This is a genomic window from Mesorhizobium sp. WSM1343, from assembly GCF_055901535.1.
Map to the genome: position 1 here is coordinate 860,173 of NZ_CM148370.1, position 12,205 is coordinate 872,377.

The 12,205-nt window shown below is 63.0% G+C and carries 12 protein-coding genes; 5 read left to right on the top strand and 7 right to left on the bottom strand.

All coding sequences use genetic code 11. The features are described 5' to 3' along the window. Window positions 1–5: 5 nt before the first annotated feature. The 3 genes from AC0NIL_RS04110 to AC0NIL_RS04120 all read right to left on the bottom strand — a co-directional run bounded on the left by AC0NIL_RS04110 (window position 6) and on the right by AC0NIL_RS04120 (window position 1,620). Window positions 6–284 (bottom strand): helix-turn-helix domain-containing protein, encoded by a 279-nt coding sequence (locus AC0NIL_RS04110; protein WP_013528670.1) that lies wholly within the window; start codon window positions 282–284, stop codon window positions 6–8. A gap of 266 nt (window positions 285–550) precedes the next feature. After that, a complete protein-coding gene (locus AC0NIL_RS04115; protein WP_027161239.1) occupies window positions 551–1,264 on the bottom strand; it encodes a phosphatase PAP2 family protein in 714 nt (237 codons plus the stop codon). A 14-nt stretch (window positions 1,265–1,278) separates the two neighbouring features. Further along, window positions 1,279–1,620 (bottom strand): hypothetical protein, encoded by a 342-nt coding sequence (locus AC0NIL_RS04120; protein ID WP_013528672.1) that lies wholly within the window; start codon window positions 1,618–1,620, stop codon window positions 1,279–1,281. 169 nt (window positions 1,621–1,789) lie between these two features. Between AC0NIL_RS04120 and AC0NIL_RS04125 the strand changes: the two genes are divergently transcribed. Next, complete coding sequence (locus AC0NIL_RS04125) at window positions 1,790–3,184, top strand: sensor histidine kinase (RefSeq protein WP_013528673.1); 1,395 nt, start codon at window positions 1,790–1,792, stop codon at window positions 3,182–3,184. Further along, the gene (locus AC0NIL_RS04130; protein ID WP_013528674.1) at window positions 3,181–3,840 is read left to right on the top strand and encodes a response regulator; all 660 of its coding nucleotides are present in this window, start codon (window positions 3,181–3,183) and stop codon (window positions 3,838–3,840) included. The genes AC0NIL_RS04125 and AC0NIL_RS04130 overlap by 4 nt, the downstream gene beginning before the upstream one ends. A gap of 291 nt (window positions 3,841–4,131) precedes the next feature. Here AC0NIL_RS04130 and AC0NIL_RS04135 read toward each other — a convergent pair whose 3' ends face one another. Next, window positions 4,132–4,629: a hypothetical protein gene (locus AC0NIL_RS04135; protein WP_064992700.1), complete on the bottom strand. Its 498-nt coding sequence runs from the start codon at window positions 4,627–4,629 to the stop codon at window positions 4,132–4,134. Between the two features lie 562 nt (window positions 4,630–5,191). Here AC0NIL_RS04135 and AC0NIL_RS04140 point away from each other — a divergent pair. Together AC0NIL_RS04140 and AC0NIL_RS04145 are read left to right on the top strand one after the other, a co-directional pair. Further along, a complete protein-coding gene (locus AC0NIL_RS04140) occupies window positions 5,192–7,195 on the top strand; it encodes a PhoX family protein (RefSeq protein WP_473572843.1) in 2,004 nt (667 codons plus the stop codon). A 144-nt stretch (window positions 7,196–7,339) separates the two neighbouring features. Continuing rightward, window positions 7,340–7,564: a hypothetical protein gene (locus AC0NIL_RS04145; protein WP_013528677.1), complete on the top strand. Its 225-nt coding sequence runs from the start codon at window positions 7,340–7,342 to the stop codon at window positions 7,562–7,564. Here AC0NIL_RS04145 and AC0NIL_RS04150 read toward each other — a convergent pair. After that, complete coding sequence (locus tag AC0NIL_RS04150) at window positions 7,556–8,746, bottom strand: flavin-containing monooxygenase (RefSeq protein ID WP_473572844.1); 1,191 nt, start codon at window positions 8,744–8,746, stop codon at window positions 7,556–7,558. The two genes, AC0NIL_RS04145 and AC0NIL_RS04150, sit on opposite strands and share 9 nt — an antisense overlap. 343 nt (window positions 8,747–9,089) lie before the next feature. Between AC0NIL_RS04150 and AC0NIL_RS04155 the strand changes: the two genes are divergently transcribed. Further along, on the top strand, window positions 9,090–10,127 hold the full coding sequence (locus AC0NIL_RS04155; RefSeq protein ID WP_275953361.1) for a phosphatidylglycerol lysyltransferase domain-containing protein: 1,038 nt from the start codon (window positions 9,090–9,092) through the stop codon (window positions 10,125–10,127). 155 nt (window positions 10,128–10,282) lie between these two features. On the opposite strand, the gene AC0NIL_RS04160 is transcribed toward AC0NIL_RS04155, so the two are convergent. Both AC0NIL_RS04160 and AC0NIL_RS04165 read right to left on the bottom strand, forming a co-directional pair. Continuing rightward, window positions 10,283–11,044, bottom strand: a complete 762-nt coding sequence (locus AC0NIL_RS04160) for an ABC transporter permease (RefSeq protein ID WP_013528680.1) — start codon at window positions 11,042–11,044, stop codon at window positions 10,283–10,285. Further along, window positions 11,041–11,967 carry an ABC transporter ATP-binding protein gene (locus tag AC0NIL_RS04165; protein ID WP_063173835.1) on the bottom strand — a complete coding sequence of 309 codons (927 nt, stop codon included), beginning with the start codon at window positions 11,965–11,967 and terminating at the stop codon, window positions 11,041–11,043. Before AC0NIL_RS04165 ends, AC0NIL_RS04160 begins: the two co-directional genes overlap by 4 nt. Window positions 11,968–12,205: the final 238 nt, after the last annotated feature.

Below are 12,205 nucleotides of genomic sequence, written 5' to 3' on the forward strand. Positions count from 1 at the left end.
CGACTTTATGCCGGCTCAGCCTTGGGATCAGGCGGCACGGCAGGCTTGAGGCGCACGCCCCGGCCGCCGCGCTCGCTGGCCTGATTCTCGCCGATCAGCTCCACCCCGGCCTCGTCGAGGGCCTGGATGACCTTCATCAGCGTGTCGACCACGCCCCTGACCACGCCATCGCTCGCCTCCATGCGCTGGATAGTCGGAAGCGAAACGCCGGCGCGCTCGGCGAGCGTCTTCTGATCGATGCCGGCCAGCGCCCTTGCGGCGCGCATCTGCGCGGCAGTGATCATCGGCCGGAATCCCCGTCTGAGTCTGCAGGAGTAAGGTGTAATATCATTATTCTGATGTTTCAAGCATTAGGATGAATGTTTGAGACGTAAGGGGCGGCGCCTGACTGACCATTTTTAGATACTTTCCCGGGATTGCGCGCTAAGGTTTCCATCTGGCAGGGAGTAACGCGGTTGAATATCTTCAAGACTTTCATGACATCGGCAGCCTTGCTGTCGGCGGTTTTCCTGTTGGCCGGCTGCGGGCACGGGCTGATCAACCGGCTGATCTAGTCTCCAGTCTCGCCGTCCGGGTGCTGCCCACGCCATCGCTGCCACGTCCGGGCAGCGAGCCAGCACAGCATCGCCCAGACGAAGCCGGCGCACCAGCCGGCCAGCACATCCGAAGGCCAGTGGACGCCGAGATAGACGCGGCTGATGCCGACCAGCAGCGTCGTCAGCACCGCCAGCGACAGCACATAGATCTTCGTCGTTCGACCGGGCAGGAAGCGTGCCGCCAGCGCGCCGAGCGTCAGATAGGTCACCGCCGACAGCATGGCGTGGCCGCTGGGAAAAGACAGCGTCGTTTCGTTGACGAGATGCGACACGAGTTCGGGGCGCGGCCGGTCGATTCCGGCTTTCAGCAGGCTCGACAGCACCTGACCGCCGGCCACCGCCACGAAGATGAAAAGGGCGGTCGCCGGCCTGCGGATAAGCAGGAGATAGACGATTACCGCCGTCACGATCAGCACCAGCACGCTGCCGCTGCCAAGGCTTGTGATGTCGCGCATCGCCCCTTGCAGCCACAGCGGGCCGATCGGGCTGTCAGGCCGCCCCGCCTGGCGGAAGGCGAGCAGGATTTCGGTGTCGAAGGCGTGCGGGGTGGTGGCGCGCGCCATCTCCATCAGCTCCTCGAATCCCCAAAGGCCGGCCGCGATGACCAGGCCGGCCAGCAGCACCGGGAATTCGACCCGGTTGAGCAAAGCGTTCGCGGCATTCTTCATCGGCAATCCGCCCGTTACAGCCGGCCTTGCAGATAGGGTCCGAGCGTGATCAGCGCCACTGCGGCGATCGCCAGCATGATGCCGGTCGCCTGCAGCGCGTTGACGCGCTCGCCGAAGAAGACCAGTGCCACGACGTTCACCGATACCAGCTGGATGACGGCAGACAGGCTGAACGACACCGACATGCCGAATTCGCGGATCAGCCGCAGCATGATCAGATTGCCCAGCGAATAGAGCGCCAGCGTCAGCGCGATCTTGCCGAGGCTCGGCGCCAGGCCCCATTGCTTGGCGGCTGTCGCCGCCAGCAGGAAAATGACCGTTGAAAAGCCGAGCTGCAGCAGTCCCGAAAAACTCAACGTTCCGTCCCCTCTCGAAGCGGCTCCCGCCGCATGTATCGCGGACGTTGTTTCCGAAGCGCGCCGGGACGTCAAGCGCTCGACCAAACGAAGCTCTTGGCAATGGCAAGACGGAGGCTCAATGTACCGACATCGTCCAGCCAGTCGATTGAAGGGCGGTCAGGGGTTCATGATTCGTATTCTGCAGAACTTGACGCGACGCTGGAGCGAACTCTCTCTTGCCTTGCAATTCGTCGTTGCCGGCGGTTTTGGCCTGCTGGCCGTCATGCTGGTGGTGGGCGCCTGGGTGACGGCGCAGATCAGAGAGGGCGTCATCCGCAATTCGGCCGCCACGACGGCGCTCTATGTCGACAGCGTGATTGCGCCGCTGCTTCCCGACTTGCGCAAGGAGCAGGAGCTCAGCGATTCCGTCAAGCAGGCGCTGGACGAGACGCTTGGCCAGGGCGCGCTCGGCAAGCGCCTCGAATCGTTCATGCTCTGGCGCCGCGACGGGACGGTCCTCTATGCCAAGGAGACGGCCCTGATCGGCCGCCGCTTCGCTCCGAGCGACAATCTGCGTTCCGCTTTCGAAGGCAATGTCGTCGCTGAATTCAATACTTTCGATGAGGATGAGAGCGAGGAGAAGGCGACCGGCTTGCCATTGCTGGAGATCTACAATCCCGTGCGCGAGCCCTGGTCGGGCGAGGTGGTGGCGGTTACCGAGTTCTATGAGATCGCCGACGATTTCCAGGCCACCCTGGCTTCCGCTCTGTGGTCGAGCTGGCTGATCGTGGCCGGCGCGACCCTGGCGGCATTCCTGCTCCTGTCGGGCATCGTCCTGCGCGGCAGCCGCACCATCGACGACCAGCGTGGGGCGCTGCGCCGCCAGGTGTCGGAACTGCAGGGTCTGGTGGCGCAAAACAGTGCCTTGCGACTGCGCGTGCAACAGGCCTCGCGCCGCGCCACCGCGCTCAACGAAAGATATCTGCGCCGCATCGGCGCCGACCTGCATGACGGCCCGGCCCAACTCGTGGCCCTGGCGGCGCTGCGCATGGACAGCCCGATATTTTCCAGCGATGGCCATTCAGGCGCAAGCCGCTCGACCGAGGTCACGATGATTCGCAAGACGCTGGAGGATGCGATGCGCGAAATACGCGGCATCTGCACCGGCCTTGTCCTGCCGCAGATCGAGACGGCTGCCGCAACCGACATTCTGCGGCTGGCCGTCAAGGAACACGAACAGAGGACGGGAACGTCGGTGACGCTGACGCTGGCCGGACAGTTGCCTGAACCCGGCGCCTCCGAGAAGATCAGCATCTATCGTTTCGTCCAGGAAGGGCTGAACAATGCCTATCACCACGGGCTAGGCAAGGATCAGGCGGTGAGTGCCGGGATGAAAGGTGGCAGGCTTTTTGTCGAAGTGTCGGACCGCGGGCCGGGTTTCGATCCGACGGCACGGGTCGAGGGCCTCGGGCTCGCCGGCCTCAGGGAACGGGTCGAAAGCATTGGCGGACAGTTCGAAACCTTGACCGGGCCGCAAGGTACGCGTTTGGTGATCCGTCTGTCGGTCGAGGAGCAAGCATGACTGGGACCATTCGCATCGCCATTGTCGACGATCATCCCCTCTTTCGCGAAGGTGTGACGCGCAGCCTGTCGGAGATCGGAGGCTTCGAGATGGTTGGCGAGGGCGCCACGGCGCAGGATGCCGAACGCCTCGCCGCGACGATGCGGCCCGACATCTTGCTGCTCGACATCTCGATGCCGGGCGGCGGGCTGAGCGCGGTCGCAAGCATCCTCGCCAACCATCCCGCCCAGAAGATCGTCATGCTGACCGTCTCGGAGGCCAATGCCGATGTGACCAAGGCGCTGAACGCAGGGGTGAATGGCTATGTCCTCAAAGGCGTCGGATCGCGCGGCCTCGCCGACATCCTGCGCAATGTCGCAGCCGGCGAAAGCTATCTCTCGCCGACACTATCGGCCCGGCTGCTTTCGGATCTCCAGTCCCAGCAGCCGACCGACGGCTTGGCGGAACGGCTGCGGCAGCTCACCGATCGGCAAACGGAAATCCTGCGGCTGGTGGCGGAGGGGTTGAGCAACAAGGAAGTCGCCTTGCGGCTTGAGTTGCAGGAGAAGACCGTCAAACATCACATGACCGGAGTGCTGTCGAAGCTCAATGTGCGAAATCGCACCGAAGCGGCCTTGATGATGCGTGAGTGGCGCGACCGCGACAGGCCTTCCTAAAGCATTTCACCGTTTCACGGAAACGGCGAGCTGCTCTAACTCTGTGACGCAATTCCCAAGGGAAAAGCGCTACGGGAAAACCGCTTCACACTTTTTCTAGAATTGCTCTGGGCAGGTCCGAAGAAATGCGCAGCGGTTTCCGGTCCCGGATTGCGCAAAAGCGCGTCGCGCCTCGGGACCGCAGCCATTGCGGTGCCGAAAACCGGGACGACGCCGGCCGGAAACGAGGTCACCTCCGCCGGGGGGCGGCGGAGGTGACGTGCAAAGCTGACCGTTGCCTGTTGGCCAGCTTCACAAAGCCTTGAGACGATTGGCATCGGCCGGCGTGGCCTGGCGGTCGATGATCGTGCGACCGAGAGCGTCTTTCATGCTGAAACGACCGTTCTCGAGCTTTTCCGTTATGCCGTCGGGATGCCTGACTGTGATCTTGTTGCCGGTCACGTCGACCTTGTCACCGGTCTTTGCATTGACATGGCTCCCGCTCTTACCCTGACTGGATCCTGATTTGCCGTTGTTGCCACTGTTGCCGCTGTTGCCGTTATTCCCATTGCCGTTGCCGCTGTTCCCGCTATTGCTTCCGCCGGAATTGCCGCCGTTGCCGCCCCCACTGTTGCCTCCGCCCCCACCGCCACCGTTGCCGCCGCCACCCTTGCCGGCGTATGCGCTGGCGGTGTGGATGCCGGAAACGGAGCCGTCCAGGACAATTTGATAGGGCGCAATCGTCAACACCAGCGCCGCTGCCGATTTGAGCGCCAGCCGGCAACAACGGGTCGTGACCGATCTGTGCATTCTGATCTCCGACGACTGAGCCCGGCGCGCCCCACCCCAACGTTGCAGTGCAACCAACATTGCCGAAAGACGCGGCGCCCGGAAGCGACCTCCGACCGTTGCGGTTGTCAACCAGGACCATTGCAAGCGCAAGGTTGGACTAAAGTCCCAAGTATATGCTACATTAGCTTCGCATGAACGGCGCCGTGACCGCCATCGCTAAACGGGAGACTGGCTTTCCCGATGCCTGACGACGGCAGACGCCGAACATCAAGTCACCTCCGCCGGGGGCGGCGGAGGTGACTTGTCGAGGGTGCAGTTGCCCGTTGATCTGTTTTTTGCAAACGACTGATGTCGTCCGCCGTCGCGGGATGCGCGGCCAAGATGCCGCCTAAGGTCTCCTTTCATCTCGAACCGGCGATTCTGGAGCAGTTCACGGTCTGCGGGAATGCTTAGCCAGCGCTGCGCGCAATGCTTGTCGCGTCTGAAAGGTCTCCCGATGTCACGAAAATGTGATCCGGCGATTATAAGGGGGTCAAACAGGTACCCACGCTCCAGCCAATCCAACAGCCAGAGGCAAGCCATGACTGACCTTCGCTCCCCCGACACCCGATTCCGCACCAGCCTGCTCGAGGAAAACGACGGCCCGGCCATCAACGCTTCCGACAACCGCACCATGGGCGAGATCATCGCCGCGCGGTTCTCGCGCCGCGGCTTCCTCAAGGGTTCGCTGGCTGTCTCGGCCATCGCCGCCACCGTCAGCCCGCTGGCGCTGATCAGCGCCGACGAGGCCCGGGCCGCTGAAGGCTCGGCCTTCACGTTCGACGAACTCGAGGCCGGCATCGACGACAAGCACCACGTCGCGCCGGGTTACGATGCCGATGTACTGCTGCGCTGGGGCGATCCGCTGTTTGCCGATTCGCCCGACTTCGACCCGACGAAACAGTCGGCCGAGGCCCAGGCGAAACAGTTCGGCTACAACAACGATTATGTCGGCTACATCCCCATCGACGGCTCGGCCGAACATGGCCTGCTGGTGGTCAACCACGAATACACCAATCCGCATCTGATGTTCCCGGGCATCGTGAAGATCGTCCAGAAGGACGGCAAGAAGTCGGCCGAAGTCGCACCCCTCTCGAAGGAGCAGGTCGATGTCGAGATGGCAGCTCACGGCGGCACCATCGTCGAGATCCGCAAGACATCAGGCAAATGGCAGGTGGTGCGCGACGGCAAGCTCAATCGCCGCATCACCTCCAACACCGAAATGGCGCTGTCCGGTCCGGTTGCCGGCCATGACCGCGTCAAGACCAATGCCGATTCGTCCGGCACCAAGGTGTTCGGCACGTTCAACAATTGCGCCGGCGGCGTCACGCCCTGGGGCACCTATGTGATGGCCGAGGAGAACATCCATGGCTATTTCTCCGGCGAGTTGCCGGAAGGCCACAAGGAAGCCGCGAACTACAAGCGTCTCGGCATTCCCGAAGGCGCCTATGAATGGGCGGCGCATTACGAGCGTTTCGACCTCGCCAAGGAGCCCAATGAGGCCAACCGCTTCGGCTGGATCGTCGAGGTCGATGTCAACGACCCGACCTCGACGCCGAGGAAGCGCACCGCCATGGGCCGCTTCAAGCATGAGGGCGCCGAATCGATTGTCGCCAGGGACGGCCGCGTCGTCTTCTATCTCGGTGACGACGAGCGCTTCGACTATGTCTACAAGTTCGTGACCAAGGCCGCGTTCGATCCGAACGATCATGCCGCCAACAAGGACCTGCTCGATGATGGCACGCTGCATGTCGCCAGGTTCGCCGAAGATGGCACGGTCGAATGGCTGCCGATCGTCTTCGGCCAGGGACCGCTGACGGCTGAAAACGGTTTCACTGGCCAGGCCGACGTGCTGATCGAGACGCGCCGCGCCGCCGACCTGCTCGGTGCCACCAAGATGGACCGCCCCGAAGACATCCAGCCCAATGCCGTCAATGGCAAGGTCTATGTCATGCTGACCAACAATTCGAAGCGCAAGGCCGACCAGGTAGACGCCGCCAACCCGCGCGCCGAAAACGCCTTCGGCCACATCATCGAGATCGCCGAGGACGGCGGTGATTTCACCGCCGCCAAGGGCAAGTGGGAAGTGCTGCTGAAATGCGGTGATCCGGCGGTTGCCGATGTCGGCGCCACCTTCTCGACGGCAACGACGGCCAATGGCTGGTTCGGCATGCCCGACAATTGCGCGGTCGATTCGGCCGGGCGTCTCTGGGTCGCGACCGACGGCCAGGGCCCGAAAGCCACCGGCCGCACGGATGGTCTGTGGGCGGTGGACACGGAGGGGGCGGCGCGGGCAACCTCGAAACTGTTCTTCCGCGTGCCGATCGGCGCCGAAATGTGCGGTCCGCTGTTTGCGCCCGACGACCAGACCGCCTTCGTCGCCGTCCAGCATCCGGGCGATGGCGGCGAGGACTGGGAAGCGTTCGGCCGCCCGTCCTACTATGAGGATCTGTCGACGCGCTGGCCCGACTTCAAGCCCGACATGCCGGTGCGGCCGTCGGTGGTCGCCATCACCAGACAGGGCGGCGGCAAGATCGCGGTCTGATCGCCCTCCAGCATGGGGCGCAGCAGCGGAGCAGATTGCACCGCTGCCGCCCTTTGAAGTCGCGGCATGGGGTGAAGTCGGTCAAGCCTCGGGAAAGATTGGTAATTTAAACATGGCGCCCTAGGTCTTTATCAGGAGATCGCCATGTCGAAGTCCGTCTATGACCGTGGCTTGCTCAAGCCAGCCGATATCGCCAAGCTGCAGCGCGTGTTCGACGAGGCCTGCCGGCGGCGCGAGGCACATCCCGATTCCGCCGACGCGCGGGAAATCGCGCTTAACCTGCTCGCCCTGCACAATGCCGGCATGGTGGAAGAGGACATGCTGATGGAGGCCGTCGGTTTCCGGCGGCTGGAACCCAAATCAGCGTGATGCGCCGGGTTGGTGCGAGGCCGACCCTGCAATCCGTTTGGCGATCGCCTTGGCCAGGATACCGGCATTGGCGAAGCAGCCGCGAATGCTCGGCCGCATGCCGGTGAACCACAGACCGGGCAATTTCGGATCGGCTTGCCCGCCGTTGAAGAGCGGAACGCCCTTGGCGTCGAGCACGCCGAGCTTGCCGACCATCGGCTCCAGCCCGGTGCGGTAGCCTGTCGCGGCAATGACGATGTCAGGATAGATCAGGCTGCCATCGGCCAGGATCACGCCGTCACGGGTGAATTCCCTTATGCCGGGTACGACGGTGATCTTGCCGGCCTTTATGGCGCTGACGGCGCCGTCGTCGGCGGCGATCGCGGTGTAATCCGAGGTCAGGCGGCTGGCGCCGCCCGCAGGCGCGGGCGGCAGGCCGAATTTGGTCAGGTCGCCGAAAGCCAGGCGCTGCGTCGCCGACATCACCGCGTCGGCGACCCGCAACGGCAAGCGAGCCATGAACGGCGAAAGCCGGTGCACGGCGATCTTGCCGATGCGCTTGGGCAGCAGGGCGGGACCGCTGCGGGCCGACAGCCAGATGGCGGCCGTGTCTATGCCGGCCAGATGATTGAGCGCATCGAAACCCGAATTGCCAGCGCCGACGACCAGCACTTTCTGGCCCGCATAGGCCTGTGCGTCACCGAAATCCGCCGAATGGATGATGCGCCCGACGAAATCCTTCATGCCTTTCCATTCGGGAATGAACGGCTGCCTATCGCGGCCGGTGGCGACGACGACATTGCGGGCCAGCCGCAGGCCAGCGCTGGTCCGTACCGCCCAGTGATCGCCCTTGAAGGCAATCTCTTCGACAGCGACGCCAAACTGCACCGGCAGCCGGTTTTCCTCCCTGAAATCATTCATGTGGCGGATGACGACCGTCCGGTGCGGAAAGGCGGGGGTGCCGGGGGGATAGGGGAGACCAGGCAGCGAAGAAAGATCGCGGTGGGTGTTGAGATGCAATTGCTTGTGCCGCCGGTGCCATGGCTCAGCCAACCGGCTTTCCTTTTCCAGGATCGCCGTCGGCACGCCGGCGTTCATCAAGGCGTGCGCGACGGCCAGCCCGGCAGCACCGGCGCCGACGACGATTGCCGGCTCGACCTTGGCCGGCAGATCCACAACCGATGTGATTGTCGTATCAGTCATTCACTCGAATCCCGTTCGACGCTAGGCTGGCAGGACGCTGTAACCGTTTGATCCCGCGCAGGATCCCTGCAGCAAACCGCGGCCGAAATTTCGAGCGATGCGAATTAGCTCCGTACGCCGGGCCGCGGTTGCGCTCTATATGGCATATGCGCGATATCAACGGTAATCAGGTCGCGGCAATGTGATTGATTCGAGGCTCGGGGTGGCTGGCGGGTCTCGGTTATCCCCACGCGCATGCCCGAAATCGACTCCGATTTTCGAGTCATGCGCAGAATCAAAGTGTTACAGCACCTTGGCGCGTCCTGGACGGCCGGCGCTGTAGGCGGCACGCGGAATCTCGACCATGCCCTCCTTGCGGTTCTATTTCGACAAGATCCTTGAGGCCGCCGCGCCCGAGGTCGAGCGGCAGGCGCTGACCCATGTCGAACGCCTGGCACTGGTGCGCCGCTATGGCGACTTCTCGCTCGCCTATTCCACCGCCGTGCAAGGCAAGCTCTCCTATTTCGGCGACGCCGACGGCTACATCGCCTTCGGTACCAAGATGAAGCACCATTTCGCGCTCGGCGACCCGGTGGCGGCTCCGGCGCGTCGGGCCGATTACATCAAGCGCTTCGTCGAGACCGCCGGCAGCCCGTGGTTCGTGCAGGTCGGCGAGGAAACCGCACGCGTGCTGGCCGGCCTTGGCTACAAGGTCAATCGCCTCGGCGTCGACACCCGCCTCACCCTGCCCGAGCATGATTTTTCCGGGAAGCGCAACGAGACCGTGCGCTACTCCGAGCGCTGGCTGCTGAAGAAAGGCTTTTCGTTCGACGAGGACAAGCGCACGATTTTTCTGGATGAAATTGCCCGGCTTTCGGAAAACTGGCGCGGCGACCGCATCGTCAAGCGCTGGGAGATGGGCTTTCTCAACCGCAACTTTGCCGACCATCTCGGCACCGACATGCGCCGTTTCGTCCTGCACGGTCCCGACGGCGGACTGGTCGCTCTGCTCGACTTCGACCCGCTGTGCCGCAACGGAAAGGTCATCGGCTACACGACGGCCTTCAAGCGCAAGCATATCGACGCTTCGCCGCATGCCGAGGTCGGCCTGACCAAATTCGCCGTCGATCGTTTTCGCGAAGAGGGCATCTCGGTGGTCACGCTCGGCCTGTCGCCGATGCTCGATATCGGGCCAAGCGGCTTTGCCGAAAGCGATTTCTGGCGCAATGCCTTCCAGCGCGCCTACGATTCGCCCTGGGTCAATCGCCGCAGGTTCAACCTGCAGGGCCAGGCGGCCTTCAAGCGCCGCTTCCACGGTGTCGAGGAGCCGGTCTACATCGCCTTCCGCAAGGGGACGTATGTCGAGATGCTGGGGTTGCTGCGGCTGGTCAAGGCGATCTAGATCTATCGATATTCAGGTGAGGCCGGCCTGCAAATGGCGGCTTCCTGCGCTTCCGGTGCTCACGTACGAAAAGTACGCTCCGCTCCGGTTCTCGGAATCCGCCATTTTCGACTCGGCCTGACCTGAATCTCAACAGACCTGGCGGCGTTCTGCCGTCAATTCCTCAACCGATACCCTGTCCTGAAGATCCAGGCGACGATCGTTATACAGATCAGCAGGAAGACGACCGTCATGCCGAGGCTGACGCCGACCGAGACGTCGGACTTGCCGTAGAAGCTCCAGCGGAAACCGCTGATCAGATAGACGACCGGGTTGAACAGCGTGATCGTGCGCCAGACCTCGGGCAGCATGTTGATCGAATAGAAGCTGCCACCGAGGAAGGTCAGCGGCGTGATGATCAGCAGCGGAACCAGTTGCAGCTGCTCGAAACTCTTCGCCCAGATGCCGATGATGAAGCCGAACAGGCTGAAGGTCACCGCCGTCAGCACCAGGAAGGCGAGCATCCAGAACGGATGCAGGATGGTGAGCGGCACGAACAGCGAGGCGGTGGCCAGGATGATCAGGCCGAGGATGATCGACTTGGTCGCGGCACCGCCGACATAGGCGATGACGATCTCCAGATAGGAGACCGGCGCCGACAGAAGCTCGTAGATCGAGCCGACGAATTTCGGGAAATAGATGGCAAAGGAGGCGTTGGAGATCGACTGCGTCAACAGCGACAGCATGATCAGACCCGGCACGATGAAGGCGCCATAGCTGATGCCGTCGATCTCGGTGATGCGCGAGCCGATGGCCGAGCCGAAGACGACGAAATACAGCGACGTCGAGATGACCGGCGAGACGATGCTCTGCAGCACGGTGCGGAAAGCACGTGCCATTTCCATCCGGTAGATCGCCCATACTGCGCGAAGGTTCATGGCTCCCTCCTCACCAGATTGACGAAGATCTCCTCGAGCGAAGAGTTTTGCGTGTCGATATCGCGGAACTGGATGCCGCCGGCCTCGAGATCGCGCATCAACGAGGCGACGCCGGGCCGCTCGGCCTGGTTGTCATAGGTGTAGGTCAGCTGCCCGCCATCGGGCGACAATTCCAGCGCATAGCGCGAGAGCGCCTCGGGAATGGCCGTCAGCGGATTGCGCAGTTCCAGTACCAGCCGCTTGCGGCCGAGCTTGCGCATCAGTTCGGCCTTGTTCTCGACCAGGATGATCTCGCCGCGGTTGATGACGCCGACGCGGTCGGCCATCGCTTCGGCTTCCTCGATATAGTGCGTGGTGAGGATGATGGTGACGCCGTCCTCGCGCAGCCGGCGCACCATCGCCCACATGTCCTGGCGCAGCTCGACATCGACGCCGGCGGTCGGCTCGTCGAGGAACAGGATGCGCGGCTCATGCGACAGCGCCTTGGCGATCATCAGCCGGCGCTTCATGCCGCCCGACAGGGTGATCGCCTTGGCGTCCTTCTTTTCCCACAGTGAGAGATCGCGCAGCACCTTCTCGACAAAGCCGTGGTTGGCCGGCTTGCCGAACAGGCCACGGCTGTAATTGACCGTCGCCCAGACGCTCTCGAAGGCATCGATGGTCAGTTCCTGCGGCACAAGCCCGATCAGACCGCGCGCGGCGCGATAATCCTTGTTGATGTCGTGGCCGTCGACGGTGACGGTGCCCGACGAGCGGTTGACGATGCCGCAGACGATCGAGATCAGCGTCGTCTTGCCGGCGCCATTGGGCCCAAGCAGCGCGAAGATTTCGCCGCGCTGAATGTCGAGATTGACTTCCTTGAGCGCGGTAAAACCGGTGGCGTAGGTCTTGGAGACCCCGGAAATGGACAGGATGGAAGGCATGGATGAAAACGGCTGCTTGAAAGAGGTCCCCTGATATAGGCCGAATGTCGGTGCTTGCAACCGCAAGTCAATGCCCTGCTGACAGTTCTCGACAATCGTTGCCGGCCGGCCATTGCAGGTGCGGCGCACAGGCCCGGAGTTGCGCGGCATGCAACCGGGAAAATTGTCCTGTGGCGTTCAGCCTCGCGGCAGGACGCCGCTTTGACCTGAACTCGCTTCGGGCCTATTCTTCGCGAGT

Coding starts and splice junctions, on each gene's coding strand:
- AC0NIL_RS04130 (WP_013528674.1), top strand. CDS start 3,181: ATGACTGGGACCATTCGCATCGCCATTGTCGACGATCATCCCCTCTTT.
- AC0NIL_RS04135 (WP_064992700.1), bottom strand. CDS start 4,629: ATGCACAGATCGGTCACGACCCGTTGTTGCCGGCTGGCGCTCAAATCG.
- AC0NIL_RS04110 (WP_013528670.1), bottom strand. CDS start 284: ATGATCACTGCCGCGCAGATGCGCGCCGCAAGGGCGCTGGCCGGCATC.
- AC0NIL_RS04155 (WP_275953361.1), top strand. CDS start 9,090: ATGCCCTCCTTGCGGTTCTATTTCGACAAGATCCTTGAGGCCGCCGCG.
- AC0NIL_RS04140 (WP_473572843.1), top strand. CDS start 5,192: ATGACTGACCTTCGCTCCCCCGACACCCGATTCCGCACCAGCCTGCTC.
- AC0NIL_RS04165 (WP_063173835.1), bottom strand. CDS start 11,967: ATGCCTTCCATCCTGTCCATTTCCGGGGTCTCCAAGACCTACGCCACC.
- AC0NIL_RS04125 (WP_013528673.1), top strand. CDS start 1,790: ATGATTCGTATTCTGCAGAACTTGACGCGACGCTGGAGCGAACTCTCT.
- AC0NIL_RS04145 (WP_013528677.1), top strand. CDS start 7,340: ATGTCGAAGTCCGTCTATGACCGTGGCTTGCTCAAGCCAGCCGATATC.
- AC0NIL_RS04115 (WP_027161239.1), bottom strand. CDS start 1,264: ATGAAGAATGCCGCGAACGCTTTGCTCAACCGGGTCGAATTCCCGGTG.
- AC0NIL_RS04160 (WP_013528680.1), bottom strand. CDS start 11,044: ATGAACCTTCGCGCAGTATGGGCGATCTACCGGATGGAAATGGCACGT.
- AC0NIL_RS04150 (WP_473572844.1), bottom strand. CDS start 8,746: ATGACTGATACGACAATCACATCGGTTGTGGATCTGCCGGCCAAGGTC.